This is a genomic window from Mesorhizobium sp. 10J20-29 (assembly GCF_054130485.1).
The window spans coordinates 4,127,244-4,149,924 of sequence record NZ_CP199156.1; the positions used below are offsets into that span (position 1 = coordinate 4,127,244).

19 protein-coding genes and 1 tRNA gene are annotated in these 22,681 nt (G+C 63.7%); 2 read left to right on the top strand and 18 right to left on the bottom strand.

The genetic code is table 11. The annotated features are described in order from the left end of the window. Window positions 1-8: 8 nt before the first annotated feature. The 3 genes from ACT2BZ_RS19760 to ACT2BZ_RS19770 all read right to left on the bottom strand — a co-directional run bounded on the left by ACT2BZ_RS19760 (window position 9) and on the right by ACT2BZ_RS19770 (window position 4,838). Complete coding sequence (locus tag ACT2BZ_RS19760) at window positions 9-2,090, bottom strand: ABC transporter permease subunit (RefSeq protein WP_457937075.1); 2,082 nt, start codon at window positions 2,088-2,090, stop codon at window positions 9-11. After that, entirely contained in the window at window positions 2,087-3,628 is a 1,542-nt protein-coding gene (locus ACT2BZ_RS19765) for a sugar ABC transporter ATP-binding protein (protein ID WP_457937076.1), read from the bottom strand. Before ACT2BZ_RS19765 ends, ACT2BZ_RS19760 begins: the two co-directional genes overlap by 4 nt. A 79-nt stretch (window positions 3,629-3,707) precedes the next feature. Further along, window positions 3,708-4,838, bottom strand: a complete 1,131-nt coding sequence (locus tag ACT2BZ_RS19770; protein WP_457937078.1) for a sugar ABC transporter substrate-binding protein — start codon at window positions 4,836-4,838, stop codon at window positions 3,708-3,710. Between the two features lie 210 nt (window positions 4,839-5,048). On the opposite strand from ACT2BZ_RS19770, the gene ACT2BZ_RS19775 reads away from it, so the two are divergent. Then, entirely contained in the window at window positions 5,049-5,711 is a 663-nt protein-coding gene (locus ACT2BZ_RS19775; protein ID WP_457937080.1) for a GntR family transcriptional regulator, read from the top strand. A gap of 292 nt (window positions 5,712-6,003) precedes the next feature. On the opposite strand, the gene ACT2BZ_RS19780 is transcribed toward ACT2BZ_RS19775, so the two are convergent. Further along, window positions 6,004-6,079, bottom strand: a tRNA-Lys gene (locus tag ACT2BZ_RS19780). A gap of 254 nt (window positions 6,080-6,333) precedes the next feature. Between ACT2BZ_RS19780 and ACT2BZ_RS19785 the strand changes: the two genes are divergently transcribed. Next, window positions 6,334-6,777, top strand: a complete 444-nt coding sequence (locus ACT2BZ_RS19785) for a BA14K family protein (protein WP_457937082.1) — start codon at window positions 6,334-6,336, stop codon at window positions 6,775-6,777. Between the two features lie 58 nt (window positions 6,778-6,835). Here ACT2BZ_RS19785 and glpK read toward each other — a convergent pair whose 3' ends face one another. The 14 genes from glpK to ACT2BZ_RS19855 all read right to left on the bottom strand — a co-directional run bounded on the left by glpK (window position 6,836) and on the right by ACT2BZ_RS19855 (window position 22,419). Further along, on the bottom strand, window positions 6,836-8,329 hold the full coding sequence (gene glpK / locus ACT2BZ_RS19790) for a glycerol kinase GlpK (RefSeq protein WP_457937084.1): 1,494 nt from the start codon (window positions 8,327-8,329) through the stop codon (window positions 6,836-6,838). A 94-nt stretch (window positions 8,330-8,423) separates the two neighbouring features. Next, the gene (locus ACT2BZ_RS19795; protein WP_457937085.1) at window positions 8,424-10,145 is read right to left on the bottom strand and encodes an ABC transporter substrate-binding protein; all 1,722 of its coding nucleotides are present in this window, start codon (window positions 10,143-10,145) and stop codon (window positions 8,424-8,426) included. A 71-nt stretch (window positions 10,146-10,216) separates the two neighbouring features. After that, window positions 10,217-10,498 carry a DUF2160 domain-containing protein gene (locus ACT2BZ_RS19800; protein WP_457937086.1) on the bottom strand — a complete coding sequence of 94 codons (282 nt, stop codon included), beginning with the start codon at window positions 10,496-10,498 and terminating at the stop codon, window positions 10,217-10,219. Window positions 10,499-10,500: 2 nt separating this feature from the next. Then, window positions 10,501-11,319 carry a carbohydrate ABC transporter permease gene (locus ACT2BZ_RS19805; RefSeq protein ID WP_457941392.1) on the bottom strand — a complete coding sequence of 273 codons (819 nt, stop codon included), beginning with the start codon at window positions 11,317-11,319 and terminating at the stop codon, window positions 10,501-10,503. A gap of 106 nt (window positions 11,320-11,425) precedes the next feature. Beyond that, on the bottom strand, window positions 11,426-12,292 hold the full coding sequence (locus tag ACT2BZ_RS19810; RefSeq protein WP_457937087.1) for a carbohydrate ABC transporter permease: 867 nt from the start codon (window positions 12,290-12,292) through the stop codon (window positions 11,426-11,428). Between the two features lie 3 nt (window positions 12,293-12,295). Next, window positions 12,296-13,360, bottom strand: coding sequence for an ABC transporter ATP-binding protein (locus ACT2BZ_RS19815; protein WP_457937089.1), 1,065 nt, complete (start codon window positions 13,358-13,360; stop codon window positions 12,296-12,298). 4 nt (window positions 13,361-13,364) lie between these two features. After that, on the bottom strand, window positions 13,365-14,447 hold the full coding sequence (locus ACT2BZ_RS19820) for an ABC transporter ATP-binding protein (protein ID WP_457937090.1): 1,083 nt from the start codon (window positions 14,445-14,447) through the stop codon (window positions 13,365-13,367). 31 nt (window positions 14,448-14,478) lie between these two features. Continuing rightward, window positions 14,479-16,008, bottom strand: a complete 1,530-nt coding sequence (gene glpD / locus ACT2BZ_RS19825; RefSeq protein ID WP_457937092.1) for a glycerol-3-phosphate dehydrogenase — start codon at window positions 16,006-16,008, stop codon at window positions 14,479-14,481. A gap of 115 nt (window positions 16,009-16,123) precedes the next feature. After that, a complete protein-coding gene (locus ACT2BZ_RS19830) occupies window positions 16,124-16,894 on the bottom strand; it encodes a DeoR/GlpR family DNA-binding transcription regulator (protein WP_457937094.1) in 771 nt (256 codons plus the stop codon). A 108-nt stretch (window positions 16,895-17,002) separates the two neighbouring features. Further along, entirely contained in the window at window positions 17,003-18,412 is a 1,410-nt protein-coding gene (locus tag ACT2BZ_RS19835; RefSeq protein WP_457937096.1) for a pyridoxal phosphate-dependent decarboxylase family protein, read from the bottom strand. Window positions 18,413-18,470: 58 nt separating this feature from the next. After that, window positions 18,471-19,202 carry a peptidase gene (locus ACT2BZ_RS19840; RefSeq protein WP_457937098.1) on the bottom strand — a complete coding sequence of 244 codons (732 nt, stop codon included), beginning with the start codon at window positions 19,200-19,202 and terminating at the stop codon, window positions 18,471-18,473. Between the two features lie 30 nt (window positions 19,203-19,232). Further along, a complete protein-coding gene (locus tag ACT2BZ_RS19845; protein WP_457937100.1) occupies window positions 19,233-20,027 on the bottom strand; it encodes a transglutaminase family protein in 795 nt (264 codons plus the stop codon). 24 nt (window positions 20,028-20,051) lie between these two features. Beyond that, on the bottom strand, window positions 20,052-20,993 hold the full coding sequence (locus tag ACT2BZ_RS19850) for an alpha-E domain-containing protein (RefSeq protein WP_457937102.1): 942 nt from the start codon (window positions 20,991-20,993) through the stop codon (window positions 20,052-20,054). A gap of 13 nt (window positions 20,994-21,006) precedes the next feature. After that, window positions 21,007-22,419, bottom strand: coding sequence for a circularly permuted type 2 ATP-grasp protein (locus ACT2BZ_RS19855; RefSeq protein WP_457937104.1), 1,413 nt, complete (start codon window positions 22,417-22,419; stop codon window positions 21,007-21,009). Window positions 22,420-22,681: the final 262 nt, after the last annotated feature.

The window sequence follows — 22,681 nt, forward strand, 5'->3', positions numbered from 1 at the left end:
AGTCCTCTTCATCGGGTGTTTCGTTCGCGTAGAGCCATCACGGCACCCAGCACGACCAGGCCGTAGAGGATGGCCCGCGTCGCATAGGGCAGCGTGGTCCCGGCAAGCAGCATCTGCAGCGATGTCAGCAGCAGGACGCCGCCCAGCATGCCGATATAGTGCCCTCGCCCGCCAGTGATAAGCGCGCCGCCGACCACCACGACCGCGATGGAGGGAAGCAGATAATCGTCGCCCATGCCAAGGCTCGCTTGGCCGGAAAAGCCGGTCAGCATGATGCCCACCACGGCGGCGCAAATTGCGGACAGGATATAGACGAGGATCAGGGTCTTCTCGACCGCGATGCCGGAGAGTTGCGCCGCGCGCAGCCCGTTGCCGATGCCATAGACCCGCCTACCGAAGGCGGTCCGTCCGAGCAGCAACACCGCGAATATGACGAAGCCGATAATGAACAGGACGACCGGCGTCATCCCCGCGATCCTGCCGGTCATGAACCAGCGCAGCATGGGCGACGAGAAGCCGGCCGGCGTGCCTTGTGAATAAAGCAGCGCGAAGCCCTGCAGGATGCCGTTCATGGCAAGGGTCATCACGATCGGGGATATGCCGAGATAGACGATGCCGACGCCGTTGGCGAAACCGACGACGCATGCCATCGCGAGAACGGTCGGCAAGGCATAGACCAGGGCGGCATCCGATCCGTTGACCATGCCGGCGAGCACGATGCCTGAAATGCCGATGATCCACGGGACCGAGAGGTCGAGGCCGCCCGTCAGGATGACCGTGCCCTGCCCGAGCGCGAGAACCGCCAGGAAGGACGACAGGACCAGGAGCGAGTTCCAGTATCCCGGGTTGAGAACCGCGCGCCCGAGCCACAGCTGGGTGACCGCGATGACCAGGATCAGGCACACGAATGCCGGCAGCGCAAAGCGCAGCGTCTCGGCGTGGCGAATGTGAAAGGCCGGACGTGTCGCGTTCGAAGGTTCGCTCCGTCGTGCTCCAGATGTCGTCGCCAGCCGCCGATCCACCCTGTCGATCTGCGATGGCAGCGTGCCGGCGCGATATGCCGCGAAGCGCGCCCGGGCCGCCCGCAGCTGGATCGCCAGGACGGAGCCGTGCGACATGGAGCCGGCTAGCACTGCCAGGAACAGGATCGTGCCCTCGGCGATGGTCGAGTAGTAGGCCGATACGTTCAGGACGAGCAGGATGTTGACGACGATCATCAGGATGAACGCACCGAACACCGTGCCCACCGGACCGCCCTGCCCGCCGCCTAGCCGCGTGCCGCCGACAACGACGGCTGCAAACATCGAAAGCAGGAGCGGATTGCCGACGAGCGGATCGCCGCTGCCGGTCTGTGCGCTGATGAACACGCCGGCAAGCCCGTAGCAGCCACCGGCGATGACGTAGACCATGAAGCGCACGAGCACTACGTTGACGCCGACGGCTGCCGCCGAATCCGTGTCGCTGCCGACCGCATAGAGCGCCGTTCCGAAGCGCGTCCCCTTCAGCCACATCCAGAGCAGCAGAACCGCGCAAATGACGACGACCGGCATCGGCAGCCAGCCGGGTATCGCATCGCCCAGATAGAAGGCGCCGAGATCCGGCGACACGAAGCCGCCCGGCTTGTCCATGACCAGAAGCGTCACGCCCTGCAAAATGAACATGGTGGACAGCGTCACGACGATCGGCTGCATGCGCAGGAAGGCGATGAAGAAGCCGTTGAAGGCGCCGACGGCCATGCCGACGCCGATCCCGACCGCAGTCCACAGCGCCGTGCTAGCCTGCGTCGACATCGGATCCATGTTCGACGCGAGCACGACGTTGACCAGCGAAATCACCGCGCCGGCGGAGAGATCGAAGCCGCCGGAAATGATGACGATGGTCTGCCCGATCGCGGCGATCGCCGAGGTCGCCCCGCCGCTCGATAGGAAAGAAATGTCGAAGTAGGTCAGCGGTCCGGCGCCCACCCAGTCCACCACCATCAGCAGGACCGCGAAGACGACAGCAGCTATGATCGTGCCGCTGTTGGCGCCGAGCGCCCGGCGAAGGCCCGACGTCCTTTGCATCCCGGTAGAAGCCTGCGCGCTGCTCATGCCGGCACCTCTCCGGCGAAATGGCCGTGCCCGAGGGCCGGGCGCATGATCGCTGGCTCTGTTATTGCATCGCCCTCAAGCTCGACCGCCACCTGGCCGTCGTAAAGCACGAGCACCCGGTCGCACTGGTGCACGAGTTCGGGAATCTCGGTGGAGTGGAAGAGAATCGAACCGCCCGCCTCGACGTATTTGCGCATCATTACGTAGATTTCGTGCTTGGTTCCGACATCGATGCCGCGCGTCGGATCGAACAGCAGCAGGATTCGGCTTTGCGCGACAAGCCATTTGGCGATGGCGATCTTCTGCTGGTTGCCTCCGGAAAATGCGCCCGCCCGCGTCCACATGGCGCGCCGGTCGACCTCGACCGTGGCAAAGGCTTCCTCCACGGCTTCGCATTCCGCCTTTTCATCGATCAGCCCCATGCGGGTGAAGCGCGAGACGACGGGCAGCGTCGCATTCTGCCGCCCGGAAAGCTTCAGGAACAGGCCCTCGGACTTGCGGTCCTCCGGCACGAGGCCGATTGCCATGTTCGGCCGAATCGCGTCGGCGGGCGAACTCAACCAGACCTTGCGGTTGTCGACCAGGACGTCGCCGCGCAGCACCTCGCCCATGCCGAAGCAGGCGAGAAAGAGATCCTGCTGGCCCATGCCCTGCAGTCCGGCGACGCCGAGTATCTCGCCCTTGCGAAGGTCGAAGCTGACACCGTCGAGCTTGCGGCCGATCTTGAGATCGCGCACGCCGAGAACCGGCGCACCGAAGGCCCGCGCGCTGTCGGGCTTCGGCGGAAATGTCTGTTCGATGGAGCGTCCGATGATCTTCTCGATCACCTCGGAATCGGTAATGTCGGCCACCGGCGTGGTGACGATATGGCAGCCGTTGCGCAGGATGGTCAGCGTATCGCAGAAGGCGCGTACCTCGCGCATGCGATGCGTGATGAAGACGATCGTCGTACCCTCGGCCTTGAGCCGGGCGATGATCTCGCCCAGCCAGTCGACGTCCCGGCCGGCGAGCGTCGAGGTCGGCTCGTCGAGCAGGAGAATGCGCGGCTTGCGGTAGACAGCTCGCGCGATCTCGATCTTCTGGCGCACGGAGAGCTCGAGCGACGAAACTTCGGCATCGAGATCGACCGAGAAGCCGAGTTCGGCGATATGGCGTCGCACGTCCTCGCGCGCCGCGCGGCGGCGGATCAGTCCCGACATGCCCATCGGGGCATAGGGCAGCAGCATGTTGTCGAGCACGGACAGATCGCCAACCAGCGTCATCTCCTGGAACGCAGTCTGGATGCCCAGCTTGTGGGCCGAACGCGGCGTGTCGAGCGTGGCGTGCTCGCCGAAGATCTTCACGCTTCCTTCCGTCGGCCGGATCAGCCCGGAAAGCAGCTTGACCATCGTCGACTTGCCGGCACCGTTCTCGCCCAGCAGCGCATGCACGCTCCCAGGCGCGATCGAGAAGGAAACGCCGTCGAGCGCAACCGTCGCGCCGAACGACTTCAGCATTCCGTCGACCTGGACGGCCGGGTTGTTCATCTGGTTTGTCATGCTCTTGGACCGCCGCGGGCGTTAGAATGCGGGCGACGCACGGACTGGCGTCCGCGCGTCGCCCAAAGCCCTGGGAGGCTTAGTCTTCCGGCTGGCCGACGAGGGCGGCGTTCAGGCCGACCTCAGGCGTCTGGTCCGAAAAGATCGATGCGAACCATCCGGGATTGCTGACGAGCGCGGGCTTGAAGGCGTTGCAACCGGCCTTCATCTCGTCCCACGTGCCCTCTTCGCAGAGCTTCACCGTCTCGCTGGTCACGACAGGGAGCGGCAGGATGGTGAGCTTGGGAACGTCCTTGCCTTCCAGTGCCTCGACCGCGAGCTTCAGGGCCAGCGCACCCGAATAAGGCGGCGAAGCGTACGAGATGCGCGGCGCGCCAAGCGGGGCATAGGGCGACGAAGCGCCTTCCACTTCCGTGCCTTCCGGCAGCATCTGGATGCGGCCGCCATTGGCGCCCTCACCCGCACAGGGCAGAAGGTCTGCCGGCGTCTTGCCGGCTTCGAGCTGCATGGCGTTTGCGGCAAAGCAGCCAACCTGCATCCACAGGCCGTCTATGTCGTCCCACGTGCGGGTAGCGAGAATCTTGGAGAGTTCGGTGCGCGCTACCGCCTGGCTCCACATGCCGACGGCCTCGCCGACGATCTTGATGTCGGGGTGCTTGGCGAAGACTTCCTTGGCGGCCTTGGTGCGCTGGTCGTCGACCGACGTTCCCGGAACACCGGTGATTGCGATGATCTCACCCTTGCCGCCCAGCTTGTCGACGAGCCACTCGGCGGTGACGCGTCCGGCCTCTTCCTGGTCGATATGGATGTTGTAGGCACAGGGTTCGGTGATCTCGGCGTCGTAGGCGAACACCTTGACGCCCTTGTCGCAGGCGTTTTTGACGACCTGGTTGAGGGCGGTCGGCGAGATCGGGAAGATCACGATCGCCTGCGCGCCGGCCTGCACCATCGCGTTGATCTGCTGTATCTGGCGCTGGGCGTTCGGACCGGCGACCTGCACCTGCAGATCAACCTTGTCGGCCATGCTCTTGTGCGCGGCCATGGCCTTGACCATGTTGGCCGCCTCGGCCTGCCAGTCATTGCCGATGAAGCTCATGCTCAGATAGATCTTGTACTTCTCCGCCGCCTGCGCAGCCGTGCTTGCGCACAGTGATCCCGCGGCCATTCCGGCCAGCAGCGCTAGCCGCAATGCTTTCGAACCAAATGCCATTTTAGACTCCTCCCTGGAACTGGTTGTCGGGCAAGCAGGCCTGCTTCCAAACGCGACCTTGCCATCCGATGCGAAGGACCGTAGCATCATTTGATCTAAGATCAATGATAAATTGGGAAGTCGATTTTCGATGGTCCTTGACGCTTGCCGACGAAGGCTGCATGCAATTCTCCCGGTCCCCCGAGAGGTCCAGTTTTGATATCGGCTGCATTGAAGAATAAGGCGAGCATCGTCCCGCTGACGCGAGAGACACTTCAGGATCAGGTGTTCCGGCGCGTCACCGAACTGATCCTCGACGGCAGCATCGTGCCAGGACAGATGGTAACTGTTCAGAGCCTTGCCGATGCATTCGGGGTCAGCCCGATGCCGGTCCGCGAGGCGCTGCGACGGCTGTCGGCGGCCGACGCACTGACCGTCGTGTCCGGACGCTCGATCGGCATTCCGGCGCTCAGCCGGGCAAGGCTGTCCGACCTCAGGAACGTCAGGTTCGAGGTCGAGGCAATCGCCGGTGGCTGGGCGGCTGAACGATGCACCGATGCGCTGCGTGCGAGCCTGCGCCAGTTGCTGGAGGCGCTCGACGGTGCCAACGCGGCAGGCGACGTGAAGGCTTACCTGCGCGCCAACTACGCATTTCACTTCACGATCTATCGCGCTTCCGAGTCGGAGAACCTGCTCAGGATCATCGAGAACCTGTGGCTGCAGATCAGCCCCTATTTCAACATGCTGCACGACTCGGGGAACTATTCGACCTCGAACAGGCACCACCGCGAGATGTTCACCGCAATCTGCGAGCGCGACGTGGACAGGGTTCAGAAGGCCATACGCGCCGATATCGACGGCGCCTATCATGTCCTGATGGGCGTGCTCGACTAGTCTCGGCTAGCCTGGAGCGGATCGGACCGCTCTGCGCCGGCTACCGGTTTTTCGCCCGGAAATTGCCCGGTCGAGGCTTCGCGCCCAAGCCATGTTCCACTTCTCAGAGTATCCGCGGCGGCGAAGCCGGGCTCTGCCGCGGCGGTTCCCAGGTCGGCTTCTGACGGTCTTCCCACACGCGGCATCCACCGCACGCAGCCGGCGTCCCGTCGAAGGCCATCCCGGAGCAGCCGCCGCGCAAGGATGCAGCGGCAAACATCGGGAAACATTGCTGGTGTGGCGACAGTTGTTTTGGTGAGCGCGCAGGGGCTCGAACCCTGGACCTACTGATTAAAAGTCAGTTGCTCTACCAGCTGAGCTACGCGCTCCCGCGGGTACGCGAAGCGCCCCGGAAATTGCGGCGGAACATAGGGAGAGTACCCCAGCCGGTCAACCTGAAAAACCGCGCTTCCGCGTTGTCCGCCAGGCCCTCCTTTCGCGGCCCCGATGCGCATCTGAAATCGCGCCCGAAGCATCTGCGGCAGTCGTTCGATCGCGGAACCGCGGACCGGAACATTATCCTAGGTTGTACATTATCCCACGATAGGGACAGTTGACTCCTACCCAGACAGAGGAATTCGCAATGAAGAAGATCTTGTCAGGCCTGATGGCCACGGCGATCTCGGCCACCTTCGCCTTCTCGGGCATCGCCCCGTCGGCGGCCGCGCCGGTTTATATCCCCACCGCCAAGGTCGCCCAGACGACGGACGTCGTAGATGTGCGTCACCGCAAATGGCACCGCAACGGCTTCCGACGCGATCGCGGCAATGTCTATTACAACGGTCATCGCGGCTACCGCGAGCGTCGTCGCGGCTATCGCCAGTATAACGGCTTCTGGTTCCCGCTTGGCGCGTTCGCTGCCGGTGCCATCATCGGCGGCGCCCTGAACAGCAACAACAATGTCTACCGCGGCGGCAATGCGCATGTTCAGTGGTGCTACGACCGCTACCGCTCGTATCGCGCGTCGGACAACACGTTCCAGCCCTATCACGGGCCGCGCCAGCAGTGCTATTCGCCTTACGATTGATCGGCACGCAACCAGCCGATCGAAAGAGATCCCCGTGCCGCAAGGCGCGGGGATTTTTTTATGGTCGGCTCAACGTGCGCGACACCGCGTCCCGCCAGCCCTTCAGCTTGGCGGCGCGCGTCCTGTCGTCCATGGCGGGCTTGAAGCGCCGTTCGAGTTGCCAGCTCCTGGCGAATTCCTGTGCCTTCGGCCACACACCCGCCCGCGAACCAGCGAGCCACGCAGCCCCGAGCGCGGTCGTTTCCAGGATTTCGGGCCGGTCGACCTGCGCGTCCAGGATGTCGGCCAGCCGCTGCATCGTCCAGTCAGACGCCACCATGCCGCCATCGACCCTGAGCACCGTCGCGGCGGAGGAATGCTTCCAGTCCTTCTTCATGGCGTCAAGCAGGTCGCGCGTCTGGTAGGCAACGGCCTCGAGAGCCGCGCGGGCGAACTCCGCGGGCCCGGAATTGCGGGTCAGGCCGAAGATCGCGCCGCGCGCATCTGCGTCCCAGTGCGGCGCGCCAAGTCCGACGAAAGCCGGCACGAGGTACACGTCCTGCGTATCGTCGGCCTGCGCGGCCAGTTCGCCGCTGTCGGCCGCCTTGGCGATCATTTTCGCGCCATCGCGCAGCCATTGCACGGCGGCGCCGGCGATGAAGATCGAGCCCTCAAGCGCATAGGTGGTCTTGCCGTTCAGGCGATAGGCGATGGTGGTAAGCAGCCGGTTCTTCGAGCGCACGATGTCGGCGCCCGTGTTGAGTAGCGCAAAGCAGCCCGTGCCGTAGGTCGATTTCATCATGCCGGGCTTGAAGCAGGCCTGGCCGATCGTTGCGGCATGCTGGTCGCCGGCAACGCCGAGGATCGGGATTTCCGCCCCCAGTATCGGCTTTTCCGTGACCCCGAAGTCGGCGGCGCAATCCTTCACCTCGGGTAGCAGCCCGGCCGGGATCCTGAGGATATTCAGGAGCTCCGCATCCCACTCGTTCTTCTCGATATTGTAGACCAGCGTGCGCGAGGCATTGGTCGCGTCGGTGGCATGAACCTTGCCGCCGGTCAGCCGCCAGATCAGGAAGCTGTCGATCGTTCCTGCCAGCAGTTCACCCTTCTCGGCCCGCTTGCGCGCGCCTTTCACATTGTCGAGCAGCCAGGCGATCTTGGTGCCGGAAAAATAGGGGTCGAGCAGCAGGCCTGTCTTGCGGGAAAACGTCTTCTCCAGCCCCTGCTTCTTCAGTTTCTGGCAGTGCTTCGCGGTCCGCCGGTCCTGCCACACGATCGCGTTGTGGATCGGTTTTCCGGTCGCCTTGTCCCAGATGACCACGGTCTCGCGCTGGTTGGTGATGCCGATGGCCGCGATGTCGCCGGCCTTGCACTTGGCGGCCTTGATCGCCGCCTTGCAGGTCGCCACCACGCTGTCCCAGATCTCCTCCGGATCGTGCTCGACCCAGCCGGATGCCGGATAATGCTGCGCAAATTCCTTCTGGCCGACGCCGGCGACCTTCATCTTCCCGTCGAAGACGATCGCCCGCGACGACGTCGTACCCTGGTCGATGGCGAGAACGAAACCCGTCATGATCCCTCCCGAAATGCTGACGCGAACAAGGGAGGCGGCGCTAGGCCGCCTCCCCTGGTTGTTGACGTCCGGGCGCTGTGGCCCGGAGCGGCGTTTACTGCCAGCTCTTGACCAGTTCGTCGTAATTGACGGTCATCGGCTGGTCCTTCTCGTTCTCGATCTTGAGCTGCGGAGCAATGTTGCCCTTCGAGACGGCATCCTTGTTCCAGTACTCGAGATCGTGCTCCTCGGCCAGCTTCGGGCCGATGTCGCCCTGGATGCCGGCGCGCTCGAGGCGCTCCATCACCTTCTCCTGCTCGGCGCACAGCGAGTCCATCGCGGCCTGGGCCGTCTTGGCACCCGACGACGCGTCGCCGATCGCCTGCCACCAGAGCTGTGCCAGCTTCGGATAGTCAGGCACGTTGGTGCCGGTCGGCGACCACTGCAGGCGGGCCGGCGAGCGGTAGAACTCGACAAGGCCGCCGAGCTTCGGCGCACGTTCGGTGAAGGACTGGTGATCGAGCGTCGACTGGCGGATGAAGGTCAGGCCGACATGGCTCTTCTTCACGTCCACCGTCTTCGACGTCACGAACTGCGCATAGAGCCAGGCTGCCTTGGCGCGGTCGTCGGGTGTCGACTTCATCAGCGTCCACGAACCGGCGTCCTGGTAGCCGAGCTTCATGCCGTCCTTCCAGTAGACGCCATGCGGGCTTGGCGCGAATCGCCACTTCGGCGTGCCGTCCTCGTTCACGACCGGTAGGCCTTCCTTGACGAAGTCGGCGGTGAAGGCCGTGTAGGTGAACATCTGCTGCGCGATCTCGCCCTGCGACGGGACCGGTCCGGACTCGCCGAAGGTCATGCCCTGGGCGGAAGCCGGTGCATAGGCCTTCATCCAGTCGAGATACTTCTGGATGGCGTAGACCGAGGCCGGGCCGTTGGTGTCGCCGCCGCGTGCAACGCAGGAGCCGACCGGACGCGAGTTCTCGTCGACCTTGATGCCCCATTCATCGACCGGCAGGCCGTTCGGGATGCCCTTGTCGCCGTTGCCGGCCATCGACAGCCAGGCATCGGTGAAGCGCCAGCCGAGCGACGGGTCCTTCTTGCCGTAGTCCATGTGGCCATAGACCTTCTTGCCGTCCACTTCGCGGCCGGTGAAGAATTCGGCGATGTCCTCGTAGGCCGACCAGTTGACCGGCACGCCGAGATCGTAGCCGTACTTCGCCTTGAAGTCGGCCATGTTCTTCTCGTCGTTGAACCAGTCGTACCGGAACCAGTAGAGGTTCGCGAACTGCTGGTCGGGCAGCTGATAGAGGTTGCCGTCCGGCGCCGTGGTGAACGACTTGCCGATGAAGTCGTCGATGTCGAGGTTCGGGTTGGTGACGTCCTTGCCGGTATTGGCCATCCAGTCGGTCAGGCTGCGTGCCTGCTGGTAGCGCCAGTGGGTGCCGATCAGGTCGGAGTCGTTGATGTAGGCGTCATAGATGTTTTCGCCCGACTGCATCTGCGTCTGCAGCTTTTCGACGACGTCGCCTTCGCCGATCAGGTCGTGCGTGATCTTGATGCCGGTGATGTCGGCGAACGCCTTGGCAAGCGTCTTCGATTCATATTCGTGCGTGGTGATGGTTTCGGACACGACCTTGATGTCCATGCCGGCGAAAGGCTTCGCCGCATCGACGAACCACTGCATCTCGGCCTCCTGGTCGGCGCGCGAAAGCGTCGACAGATCGCCGATTTCAGCATCGAGGAAGGCCTTGGCCTCGTCCATGCCCGCGAAGGCCTGGCCGGCGCCCAGAAGCAGGACGAGTGCCGTCGTTGATGTCAAGAATTGCCGTTTCATGGGTTTCCTCCCGTTACAGTTCCAAGTTCCATCAGGTGCGCCGCCCTAGGCGCCCCCGATCAGTTCACGCCCTAGACGAGGCGGAATACGCCGATCGCGTAGACCACTGACAGGGCGAGAGCCCACCACAGGTTGGGCCCGATCAGGCCCAGCCAAGCGAGATTGATAAAGCCGCTTCCGAGCAGCGAGATGAACAGGCGGTCGCCCCGCGTCGTCTCGAAGCGCAGCACGCCGACGCGCGGATTGCCGCCCGGCGAGACATATTCCCACACGGCCATGCCGATCAGCAGCGAAAGGATCGTGCCGAAGAAGATCGCGGTCGGCAGCGTCCATGCCATCCATTGCAGGTCCATGATCACACCCTCCCCAGGGCAAAGCCCTTGGCGATGTAGTTGCGGACGAACCAGATCACGAGCGCGCCCGGCAGGATGGTCAGCACGCCGGCCGCGGCCAACACGCCCCAGTCGAGGCCGGAGGCCGACACGGTTCTGGTCATGATCGCGGCGATCGGCTTGGCGTCGGTGGTGGTCAGCGTCCTGGCGATCAGCAGTTCGACCCACGAGAACATGAAGCAGAAGAACGCCGCCACGCCGATGCCGCTCGCGATCAGCGGCATGAAGATCTTCACGAAGAAGCGCGGGAACGAATAGCCGTCGATATAGGCGGTCTCGTCGATCTCCTTGGGCACGCCCGACATGAAGCCCTCGAGAATCCAGATCGCCAGCGGCACGTTGAACAGGCAGTGCGCCAGCGCCACGGCAATATGCGTGTCGATCAGGCCGAAGGCCGAATAGAGCTGGAAGAAGGGCAGCGCGAAGACTGCCGGCGGTGCCATGCGGTTGGTCAGCAGCCAGAAGAACAGGTGCTTGTCGCCGAGGAAGCGGTAGCGCGAGAAGGCATAGGCCGCCGGCAGCGCCACGCCGACCGAGATCACCATGTTCATGACGACGTAGATGATCGAGTTGATGTAGCCCTTGTACCAGGACGGATCGGTGAAGATCACCATGTAGTTGGCGATCGTCGGGTCCTTCGGGTAGAGCGAGAAGGCACCGAGGATCTCCTGGTTGGTCTTGAAGCTCATGTTGACCAGCCAGTAGATCGGCAGCATCAGCACGATGATGTAGATCGTCGGCACCAGCCACCAGAAGCGCGATTCCTCGCCGCGCCGGCGCATCTTGCGCGCCAGCGCCTCGCTGGCCGCAGCGTCCTGCGGCGCTGTCGCCGACTGGCGCATCAGCCCGTCGCGTCCGTTTGCGGTCGTGTCCTTGCCCTGCGCCATCCTATTTCCCCGCGTCGACGTTGGTCATCACGGTGTAGAAAACCCATGACAGCAGAAGGATGATCAGGAAGTAGATGATCGACATCGCCGCCGCCGGCCCGAGGTCGAACTGCCCGATGGCGATCTTGACCAGGTCGATCGACAGGAAGGTCGTCGAGTTGCCGGGGCCGCCGCCGGTCACCACGAAGGGCTCGGTGTAGATCATGAAGCTGTCCATGAAGCGCAGCAGCACGGCGATCAGCAGCACGCGGTTCATCTTCGGCAGCTGGATGTAGCGGAAGATCGCCCAGCGCGACGCGCCGTCGATCTTGGCCGCCTGGTAGTAGGCGTCGGGGATCGACACCAGCCCCGCATAGCAGAGCAGCACGACCAGGCTCGTCCAGTGCCAGACATCCATCAGGATGACCGTCACCCAGGCGTCGAACGGGTTCTGCACGTAGTTGTAGTCGATGCCGAGCTGGTGCAGCGCATAGCCGAGCAGGCCGATGTCGATGCGGCCGAACACCTGCCAGATCGTTCCGACCACGTTCCACGGGATCAGCAGCGGCAGCGCCATGGTCACCAGGCAGACCGGCACGCCCCAGCCCTTCTTGGGCATGTTGAGAGCGATGAAGATGCCGAGCGGCACCTCGATCGCCAGGATGATGCCGGAGAAGACGAGGTTGCGGCCCATCGCCTGCCAGAAGCGGTCCGAATGCAGGATCTCCTCGAACCAGGCCGTGCCGGCCCAGAAGAAGACATTGTTGCCGAACGTGTCCTGCACCGAATAGTTGACCACGGTCATCAGCGGGATGACGGCCGAGAAGGCGACCAGCACCAGCATCGGCAGCACCATGAACCAGGCCTTGTTGTTCCAGGTCTTTTCCATGGTCTAGCCTCCCATCTCGACGCGCCAGGAATTGGCGTAGAGATTGATACCTGCCGGGTCGAAGCTCACCCTCGCGTCGGCCGGCACGCTGTCGTCCTCCTTGAGGATCAGCGCTATGTCCTCGCCCTGCAGCTTGGCGCGCACCACCTTGTGGCGGCCGATGTCCTCGACCTTGGTGACCGAGACTGGCATGCCGTCCTTGGAGAAGTGCACATATTCCGGCCGCACGCCGAGCTCGATCGAGCCTTCGATCAGGTCGGGCCGCCCGGGCAGCCTGATGACCTGGCCGCCGAGCCGCGCTTCCGCGCCGTCGAGCTTGACCGGCAGCACGTTCATGCCGGGCGAGCCGATGAAATAGCCGACGAAGGTATGCCGCGGCCGCTCGAACAGGTCGGCCGGCGTGCCGATCTGCACGATCGCGCCGTCATACATCACCACCACCTGGTCGGCGAAGCTCAATGCCTCGGTCTGGTCGTGCGTGACATAGACCATGGTGAAGGCGAAGCGGCGGTGCAGCTGCTTCAGCTGCGATCGCAGCACCCACTTCATGTGCGGGTCGATGACGGTCAGCGGCTCGTCGAACAGGATGGCGTTGACGTCGGAACGAACCAGGCCACGGCCGAGCGAAATCTTCTGCTTCTGGTCGGCGGTCAGGCCGCGGCACTTGCGGTCACCGAGTTCGGCAAGCCCGGTCATCTCCAGAATCTCGCGCACCCGGCGGTCCACGTCGGCCTCTGGAACGGCGCGATTGCGCAGTGGAAACGCCAGGTTGTCGTAGACGGACATCGTGTCGTAGACCACCGGGAACTGGAACACCTGTGCGATGTTGCGTTCCTGCGTCGACAGGTTGGTCACGTCCTTGCCGTCGAACAGCAGCTTGCCCTCCGAGGGATGCAGCAGGCCCGAGATGATGTTGAGCAGCGTGGTCTTGCCGCAGCCGGACGGGCCGAGCAGCGCGTAGGCGCCGCCGTCGTCGAAGGTGTGATGCACTTCCTTCAGCGCGTAGTCCGCGTCGGACTCCGGCGTCCCGTAGGCGTGGCGGATATGGTCTAGATCGATGCGAGCCATGCGCTTATGCCGCCATTTTCGGCGCGCGCCCGGCCGAATGGCCGTCAGCGTCGAACACCATGATGTGTCTCGGGTCGATGAACACCTCGATCGTCTGGTCGGGCTCCAGCATGCGAATGCCGTGCGCCAGCATGACCCACCGCACATCGGCGAAATCGAGGTGCACGAAGGTCTCCGAACCGGTGATCTCGGTCATCGAGACCTTTGCGCGCACCGGCACCGCCGCTTCGTTGGCCCGTTCAAGAGAAAGATGGTGGGGCTGAAAGCCGATCGTGTAGCTCGTATCGGCAATACCGGCGAGGTCGCCTGGTACCGGGAGGTTGACCCCACCATCAAGCTGGAAGCTCGAACCGCTCTTCCTCAGCACGATGGTGTTGAGCGGCGGATCGGCGAATGTCTTGGCCGTTATCAGGTCGTTGGGATTGCGGAAGACGTCGATCGTCTCGCCGAACTGCGTCACCCGGCCCTCCGACAGGGTTGCCGTGTTGCCGCCGAGCAGCAGCGCTTCCTGCGGCTCGGTCGTAGCATAGACGAAGATGGTGCCGGCCTCGGCGAAGAGCCGCGGCAGCTCGGCGCGCAACTCCTCGCGCAGCTTGTAGTCCAGGTTGGCGAGCGGCTCGTCGAGCAGCACCAGGCCGGCATTCTTGACAATGGCCCGCGCCAGCGCGGTACGCTGCTGCTGCCCGCCCGAAAGGCTCAGCGGCGTGCGGTCGAGATAGGGCGTCAGCTTCAGCAGCGCGGCAGCCTTCTCGACCTCGGCCTCGATTGTCGCCTTGTCGGCGCCGGCGACGCGCAGCGGCGAAGCGATGTTCTCGTAGACCGTCATCGCCGGGTAGTTGATGAACTGCTGGTAGACCATCGCGATGTTGCGCTTCTGGACCGGCACGCCGGTCACGTCCGCGCCGTCGAACCACACCGAGCCGGATGTCGGCGCATCGAGGCCGGCCATCAGGCGCATGAGGCTGGTCTTGCCCGACAGCGTCGGTCCAAGCAGCACGTTGAGCGAGCCGTGCTGGAGCGTCAGCGACACGTCGCGGATATGATCCACGCCTGTCACCCGCTTCGTCACGTTTCTCAGTTCAAGCATATGTGCCCTCCCAGGCGCTTCCGACGCGCGGCTATTCGGCCGCCGCGTTCCGCATCCCGTGGTTCAGTCCGTTCATGAATGTCTCGAGCTTGGCCGTTTCCTCGCCGCTCAGCACCAGCCCGCGCTTGGTGCGGCGCCAAAGTATGTCTTCCGCCGTAACAGCCCACTCGTGCTCGACAAGATAGCGTATTTCGGCCTCGTAGAGATCGGGTCCGAACTTCTGGCCGAGGTCGGCGAGGGACTTCGCCAGCCCGAGCAGCGTCGCCGCTCGCGTCCCGTATAGCCGCGTCAGCCGGCGCGCATGAGAAAGCTCCAGGAAGCCATAGCTCGCCTTGAGCTTCTTCACCTGCGCCTCGAAGCCGGTGTCGAAGAAGTCGCCGCCCGGCAGCACCGATTTTGCCGTCCAGGGCTTGCCCTTGGCGCCGAGAAAACCCTCGATCTTTTCCAGCATGTGCTCGGCCAGCCGGCGATAGGTGGTGATCTTGCCGCCGAAAATGTTGACGATCGGCGCCTTGCCGTCGCCCCCGTCCGACTTCAGCACGTAATCGCGCGTGGCTTCCTGCGCCTTGGTGGCGCCATCGTCGTAAAGCGGCCGCACGCCCGAATAGGTCCAGACGATGTCCGAGGGCCTGACCGGCTTGGCGAAATACTCGCTCGCCGCATCGCACAGGTAGTTGGTCTCCGCATCGCTGATCTTGGCGTCATGCGGGTCGCCGGAAAAATCCTCATCCGTCGTGCCGATCAGCGTGAAGTCGTCCTCGTAGGGGATCGCGAAGATGATCCGCCCGTCCTTGTTCTGGAAGAAATAGGCCCGCGGATCGTCGAACTTCTTCGGCACCACGATGTGGCTGCCCTTGACCAGGCGGACGTTGTGCACGTCGTTCTGGCCGACCGTGCCCGACAGCACATGGTCGATCCAGGGTCCGGCGGCGTTGACGATCATCCGGGCCCGCACGTCCTCGGTCTTGCCGCTGCGCAGGTCCTCGACCGTGACCGTCCATATCCCCGCCTCGCGGCGTGCGCTGACAACCTTGGTGCGCGTGCGGATCGTCGCGCCGCGGTCGGCCGCGTCGCGGGCGTTCAGCACCACCAGCCTGGCATCGTTCACCCAGCCGTCCGAATATTCGAAGGCGCGCGTGAACAGCGGCTTCAGCGGCTTGCCGGCCGGGTCCTGTCGCATGTCCAGCGTGCGCGTCGGCGGCAGCAGCTTGCGGCCGCCTATGTGGTCGTAGAGGAACAGGCCGAGCCGGATCAGCCAGGCGGGCCGCAGCCCCTTGGCATAGGGCAGCACGAAGCGCATCGGCCAGATGATGTGTGGAGCGCTCTTCCAGAGCACTTCGCGCTCCATCAGCGATTCACGCACCAGCCGGAACTCGTAATATTCGAGGTAGCGCAGTCCGCCGTGGATCAGCTTGGTTGAGAAGGAGGATGTGCCGCTGGCAAGATCGCGCATTTCGGCGAGGAAGACCGAATATCCCCTGCCCGCAGCATCGCGCGCCGTGCCGCAGCCATTGATGCCGCCGCCAATGACAAAGATGTCATGGATCGGTATTGCGTCCACGAAAGTCCTCCCACGCTTTCGCACTGCACCATTTTCGGCGATCTCGAAAGCGTTTCGGGATTATTTCGAAATAAGAACGAATGTCAAACGAAATGTCGGATTCGCGCCTCGCGCGCTATTCCGCAACCGCGGTCTCGACCAGCACGACTTCTGCTTCGCCGCATATGCTGCGGATGGCCGGCAGATCGCAGCGGTCGGTGATAAAGGTGTCGACCTGGCTCAGATGGCCAATGCGCACAGGTGCGGTCCGCTCGAACTTGGTCGAATCCGAAACCAGGATGACGTGCCGTGCATTGGCGATGATGGCCTGCGCGACCTTCACCTCCCGAAAGTCGAAATCAAGCAACGCACCGTCATGGTCGATGGCCGAGGCGCCGATCACCGCATAGTCCACCTTGAACTGCTTGATGAAATCCACGGCCGCCTCGCCGACGATGCCGCCGTCCGAGCCGCGCACCACGCCGCCCGCGATCACGACCTCGATCGAGGGATAGACCCGCATCATATTGGCAACATTGATGTTATTGGTGATGACCATGAGCCCGGTATGGTCGAGAAGCGCCTTGCCGACGGCCTCCGTCGTGGTGCCGATGTTGACGAACAGCGAAGCGTGATCCGGGATCAGCCGCGCTGCGGCCTTGCCGATCGCCTCCTTCTCGACGAGCGCGATCTTTCGGCGCGCCTCGTACTCCATGTTTTCGATCCCCGACGGAAACAATGCCCCGCCATGGATGCGGGTCAGCAGCCGCTGTTCGCACAAATCATTGAGATCCTTGCGGATCGTCTGCGGCGTCACACCGAAATGCGCAGCCAGGTCGTCGACCAGCACCCTGCCCTCATCCTTCGCAAGCTGGATGATTTCGGTATGTCGTTGCGTAAGGTACATTGATCCCTCCCCTTTCGTTTTTAGCAAATAGCACGAAAAACGAAAATAGGGAATTAAGACTAGCCGGCTAAACGAATGTAGCGGTTTTGGTCGCCCGTTTCCGACCCGCTAGAGGCCGGCGGCGATCTCGGTGATCGCCTCGAAGGCGGCATCGACGTCGGCCTCGGTGGTTTCGAACTGGCCCGCCTGGAAGCGGATCGCCACCTTGCCGTCGACGCGTGTCTGCGTCAGGTAGATGCGCCCGTCATTGTTGATGGCTTCGACAAGGCGCAGATTGTGCTCGTCCGTCTCGCGCTCGTCGCGCGCCTGGTGGCGGAACGAGAACAGCGACAGCATCGGCTCGGTAACGATCTCGAAGCCGGGCTGTGCGGCGAGCCGCGCGGCGAGCTTCTCGCTCCAGGCGACATGGTTGCGGATCATCCCGCGCAGCCCCTCGAGACCGTGCGCCCGGAGCAGGAACCAGATCTTCAACGCCCTGAACCGCCGTCCGAGCGGCACCGTCCACTCGGAATAGTTCACGATGCCGTCATGGCCGTGGGTCTTGAGGAATTCGGGGCGGATCGCCAGCGTCTTCACCAGGCTTTCTGGGTCGCGCACGAAATGCACCGAGCAGTCGAACTGCGCGCCCAGCCATTTATGCGGGTTGAAGACGACCGAATCCGCCTCCTCCACGCCCGTCCAGAAGTGCCGGAACTCCGGGCAGATCATCGCCGACCCCGCCCAGGCCGCGTCGACATGCAGGTATAGCCCGTGCCGGCGTGCAATGGCGCCGAGTGCTGCCACATCGTCGCTGCCGCCGACACTGGTGCCGCCGACGCAGGCGATCACGCCCGCCGGACAATATCCTGCCGCCAGATCCTCGGCGATTGCCGCCTCGAGCGCCTCGGGCTGCATGGAGCGCCAGCGCCCGCCTGAGGGAACGCGCACCAGGTTTTCCTCGCCGATGCCCGACACCCAGATTGCCCGATCGATGGAGGTATGCACCTGGTCGGTCGAATAGACGCGCAGCCGCGGCTGCCCGGACAGTCCCTGCCGGTTGCCCTGCCATTCGAGCGCCCGCTCGCGCATGGTCAGCACGGCCGACAGCGTTGCCGACGAGGCGGAATCCTGGATGACGCCGGCAAACCCCTCGGGCAGGCCGAGCGCCTGGCGCAGCCAGTCGATGACCTTGGTCTCGAGTTCCGTTGCCGCCGGCGAGGTCTGCCACAGCATGCATTGCGCGGCCATGGCGCTGACCAGGTACTCCGCCACCACCGACACCGGTGCCGCGTTGGCCGGGAAATAGGCGAAGAATCGTGGGTGCTGCCAATGCGTCATGCCGGGCACGATGACGTCCTCGAAGTCGGCGAAGATCGCCTCCATCTCCTCGCCCTCCTCGGGTGCGGATGCGGCGATGCGTGCCGCCACCGCGCCGGGCCGGGTTTGCGCGCGCACCGGCCGCTCGCGCAGGTCGGCGCGGTAGTCCGCGCCCCAGTCGGCAGCCTTATGCGACCATTTTCGGAAATCTTCGCCGTCCATGCTTCCCCCTCAGGCCCGAGGCCTGCCCGTCAGGGACGCAAGCCCGCAGCCATAGCGCCTACTCGACAAAATCCGGCAGGCTCTTGAACGCCATCTTCAGCGCGTCGGACCAGCCCTCGGAGATCTGCCGGTAATAGGGATCGTCCTGGTTGATGCGTCGCTGCAGCCCCACCTTGAACGTATCCTTCTCGTAGAAGGTCAGGTCGAGCGGCAGGCCGACCGAGAGGTTCGACTTCAGCGTTGAATCGAACGACACCATCAGCAGCTTCACCGTCTCGGCGAAGCTCATCGTCTTGTCGTAGGCCCGCACCAGGATCGGCTTGCCGTATTTCGTCTCGCCGACCTGGAAGAACGGCGTGTCTTCGGTGCTCTCGATGAAATTTCCTTCCGGATAGATCATGAAGAGGCGCGGCTCGGTGCCGCGGATCTGGCCGCCGAGAACGAAGGAGGCGTTGAAATAGGAATCCGCGCTCTGCCCGGTCGGCGACGCATTGGCGATCACTTCCTTGACCACGCTGCCGACCAGTGCCGCCGTCTGGTACATGGAGGGCGTTTCCAGCAGCGTGTGCGAACGGTCGCTCACTGCCTTCGAGCGCTCGTCGAGCAGGCTGACGACCGCTTGGGTCGTCGCCAGGTTGCCGGCCGACATCAGCACCAGCACCCGCTCGCCCGGCTCCTCCCAGACGTGCATCTTGCGAAAGGTCGAGATCGAATCGATGCCCGCATTGGTGCGCGTGTCCGACATGAACACGAGCCCGCGATCGATCTTCAGTCCTACACAATACGTCATGGAATCGGTTCCGGCAGCAATTATGCCGGATTACTGCTCCACCGTGAGGCTAACCGCAAGCCGTTCCTCGGCCTTGCCGAGACGAATTCCCGAAACGGGCGTGGCATCGCGGAAATCCCGGCCGGTCGCAATGCGGACGTAGCGCTCGTCGGGCGAGATGCCGTTCGAAGCGTCGAAGGCCACCCAGCCGAGGCCTGCCACATGGGCTTCGGCCCAGGCATGGCTGGCCGCCTGGTCGACCGTGTCGTTCATCATCAGGTAGCCGCTGACATAGCGGGCCGGAAAGCCCATCTTGCGCGCTGCCGAGGCAAAGATATGCGCGTGGTCCTGGCAGACGCCGGATTTCTGGATCAGCGCTTCCTCTGCCGTGGTTCCGGCATGGGTGGCGCCGGGCAGATAGGCGACGCGCTCCTCGATCGTGTCCATCAGCCGGTGCAGCCGGTCGAGGTCCGAGCCCTCGTCGATCGACCGGGCTAGGTCGCGCACCGCCTCGCCCGCCGCCGTCAGCGGCGTTTCGCGCTCGAACAGCCAGAGCGGCGCAAAACCGTGATGCGCGCCGGAAACGCCGGCCGTGTTGTGCGTCTCGATCTCGCCGGAGGCCTCCACGCTGACCGCGTCCATCTCGCCGTCCACGCTGATCAGCCGGGTCTCGTTCTCGAAATGGTCGATGAAGCGCACCTCTTCATGCGCGCCCGTCACCTCGATCGCCCACGACAGCACCGTCTGCGTCGAGCCGCCCCGCGGCGTGAGGCGCAGGCGCTGCAACGCGTAATGAACCGGCACGTCGTAGTGATATTCGGTGCGGTGTGAGATTTTCAGCCGCATGGCATGTCTGGCCTTCTGCCCGTGTCAGAGAAAGCGATAGTCGTTCGCAACTTCAGCACCGAGGCGGTTGTTGTCGTGGATGAAACCGGTCAGGAATTCGTGCAGCCCGGTGTCGAATATCTGCTTGATCGAACTGCCGCGCAGCTTGGCAAGAGTCTTCTCGACCGTGTCGTGGCACGGCAGTCGCTCGCCATATTCCTCTTCGCGGAAGCGCAGGTGCTCCCCCAGGAAGCGATAGCAAAAGGTCAGCGATCGCGGCATGCGCCCATTGAGGATCAGGAAGTCCGCGATGTTCGTCGGCTTGTACTCCGCCTCGTAGACCCAGCGATAGCTGCGGTGCGCCGACACCGAGCGCAGGATCGATTCCCACTGGTAGTTGTCGAGCGTCGAGCCCACCCAGGAGACCGAGGGCAGCAGCACGTAGTATTTGACGTCGAGGATGCGCGCCGTGTTGTCGGCGCGCTCGACATAGGTGCCCATCTGCGAGAAGTCGAAGATCTCGTTGCGCAGCATGGTGCCGTAGAAAGAGCCGCGGATAAGCGCCGTCGCCCGCTTGATCTCGTCGAGAACGCGCGGCAGTTCGCGTTCGTCGATCGGGTCGGCGAGCATCCGCTTCAGGCTCATCCAGCCTTCGTTGATGCTCTCCCAGGTTTCGCGCGTCAGCGCGGTGCGCACCATGCGGGCGTTGAAGCGCGCCGTCTCGATCGACGACATGGCGCTCGACGGGTTGGATGCATCGCGCAGCAGGTAGTCGGACACCGCTTCGGCCGTATAGTTCTCATGCGAGCCGCCGAAGCCGTTGTCGGTGCCGGCCGACAGCACCACCGATTTCCATTCCTCCTCGGCGCTGTGGGTACGGGTCAACGCCATACGCAGGCCGGCGTCGACGAGACGGGCCATGTTTTCCGTCCGCTCGATGTAGCGGTTCATCCAGTAGAGGCCGTTGGCGGTACGTCCAAGTAGCATCAGGGTTTCCTGTTCAGTCGTCGAGCACCCAGGTGTCCTTGGTGCCGCCGCCCTGCGAGGAATTCACCACCAGTGAGCCCTCCTTCAGCGCAACACGCGTCAGTCCACCGGGCACGATCTGGATGCGGTCCGAAACCAGCACATAGGGCCTGAGATCGACATGCCGCGGCGCCAGTCCCGCCTCGGTCAGGATCGGACAGGTCGACAGCGACAGGGTCGGCTGCGCGATGTAGTTCGACGGATTGGCCGCGAGCTTCTTGGCGAAGGCCTCGCATTCCTTCTTGGTCGAGGTCGGCCCGACCAGCATGCCGTAGCCGCCGGATCCGTGCACTTCCTTGATCACCAGGTCCTTGATGTTTTCCAGCACGTATTTCAGGCTGTCGGGCTCCGAGCAGCGCCAGGTCTCGATGTTCTGCAGGATCGCCTTGCGGCCGGTGTAGAACTCAATGATCTCCGGCATGTAGGAATAGATTGCCTTGTCGTCGGCGATGCCAGTTCCCGGCGCGTTGGCGATCGTGATGTTGCCGGCGCGGTAAACGTCCATGATGCCCGGGATGCCGAGTGCCGAATCCGGGTTGAAGCTCAGCGGATCGAGGAAATCGTCGTCGACGCGGCGGTAGAGCACATCGATCTGCTTGTAGCCTTCGGTCGTGCGCATGGCGACATGGCCGTCGACGACACGCAGGTCGTGTCCCTCCACCAGCTCGACGCCCATCTGGTCGGCAAGGAAGGCGTGCTCGTAATAGGCGGAATTGTAGCTGCCCGGCGTCAGCACGGCGATGGTCGGCGCCTGCTTCAGGTTTTCCGGCCGCGTTGCCGCCAGCGACTGGCGAAGCAGCTGCGGATAGTTCTCGACCGGGCGCACCCGGATCTTCTGGAACAGCTCCGGGAAGAGCTGCATCATCGTCTCGCGGTTCTCCAGCATGTAGGAGACGCCGGACGGCGTGCGCGCATTGTCCTCGAGCACGAAGAACTCGTTCTCGCCGGTGCGCACGATATCGGTGCCGATGATATGGGTGTAGACGCCGGCTGGCGGCCGCACGCCGATCATCTCGGGCAGGAACGCCGCATTGTTGGCGATCAGGTGCTTCGGAATCCGACCGGCCCGCAGGATTTCCTGGCGGTGGTAGATGTCGTCGAGAAAGGCGTTGAGCGCCTGGACGCGCTGCTCGATGCCCTGTGTCAGCCTCCGCCACTCGGTACCCGAGATGATGCGCGGCACGATGTCGAAGGGAATCAGCCGTTCGACGGCTTCCTCATCGCCATAGACGGCAAAGGTGATGCCGGTCTTGCGAAACACCCGCTCGGCATCCCGCATCTTGTCGGCGAGTCTGGTTGGATCCTGCCGCTGCAACCACTGGTCGTAAGCCGCATAAGAACTTCTCAGGCCGGAACTCTCCGGCATCATTTCGTCGAAAGCTACCAATCGCGAACTCCCTGTAGACTCCATTTCAATGGCCTCACGCCTGAAAAGCAAGGACATTCGCCAGATTTATGCGGTTTCGGGCGCTCTGCGGCTGAAAAGGCGAAATATGCGAACGACTGACGTTGGGTCACCCGAACAGGCTGCACAACGGATGGGCAGTCAGGGTCGAACATGCCTCCGCGCCGGGAAATTTCCGGCGCGATGAAACCGCCGGGCGAGACCCTGCGTATGGTATCATGTGGCCGTCGCAGCCGCAGACGCA

Bases quoted from the DNA above. Each gene is read 5' to 3' on its own strand.
- ACT2BZ_RS19845 (WP_457937100.1), bottom strand. From the start codon at position 20,027: ATGCGGCTGAAAATCTCACACCGCACCGAATATCACTACGACGTGCCG.
- ACT2BZ_RS19785 (WP_457937082.1), top strand. From the start codon at position 6,334: ATGAAGAAGATCTTGTCAGGCCTGATGGCCACGGCGATCTCGGCCACC.
- ACT2BZ_RS19850 (WP_457937102.1), bottom strand. From the start codon at position 20,993: ATGCTACTTGGACGTACCGCCAACGGCCTCTACTGGATGAACCGCTAC.
- ACT2BZ_RS19805 (WP_457941392.1), bottom strand. From the start codon at position 11,319: ATGCGCCGGCGCGGCGAGGAATCGCGCTTCTGGTGGCTGGTGCCGACG.
- ACT2BZ_RS19820 (WP_457937090.1), bottom strand. From the start codon at position 14,447: ATGCTTGAACTGAGAAACGTGACGAAGCGGGTGACAGGCGTGGATCAT.
- ACT2BZ_RS19840 (WP_457937098.1), bottom strand. From the start codon at position 19,202: ATGACGTATTGTGTAGGACTGAAGATCGATCGCGGGCTCGTGTTCATG.
- ACT2BZ_RS19835 (WP_457937096.1), bottom strand. From the start codon at position 18,412: ATGGACGGCGAAGATTTCCGAAAATGGTCGCATAAGGCTGCCGACTGG.
- ACT2BZ_RS19795 (WP_457937085.1), bottom strand. From the start codon at position 10,145: ATGAAACGGCAATTCTTGACATCAACGACGGCACTCGTCCTGCTTCTG.
- ACT2BZ_RS19830 (WP_457937094.1), bottom strand. From the start codon at position 16,894: ATGTACCTTACGCAACGACATACCGAAATCATCCAGCTTGCGAAGGAT.
- ACT2BZ_RS19760 (WP_457937075.1), bottom strand. From the start codon at position 2,090: ATGAGCAGCGCGCAGGCTTCTACCGGGATGCAAAGGACGTCGGGCCTT.
- glpK (WP_457937084.1), bottom strand. From the start codon at position 8,329: ATGACGGGTTTCGTTCTCGCCATCGACCAGGGTACGACGTCGTCGCGG.
- ACT2BZ_RS19800 (WP_457937086.1), bottom strand. From the start codon at position 10,498: ATGGACCTGCAATGGATGGCATGGACGCTGCCGACCGCGATCTTCTTC.
- ACT2BZ_RS19770 (WP_457937078.1), bottom strand. From the start codon at position 4,838: ATGGCATTTGGTTCGAAAGCATTGCGGCTAGCGCTGCTGGCCGGAATG.
- ACT2BZ_RS19765 (WP_457937076.1), bottom strand. From the start codon at position 3,628: ATGACAAACCAGATGAACAACCCGGCCGTCCAGGTCGACGGAATGCTG.
- ACT2BZ_RS19810 (WP_457937087.1), bottom strand. From the start codon at position 12,292: ATGGAAAAGACCTGGAACAACAAGGCCTGGTTCATGGTGCTGCCGATG.
- ACT2BZ_RS19815 (WP_457937089.1), bottom strand. From the start codon at position 13,360: ATGGCTCGCATCGATCTAGACCATATCCGCCACGCCTACGGGACGCCG.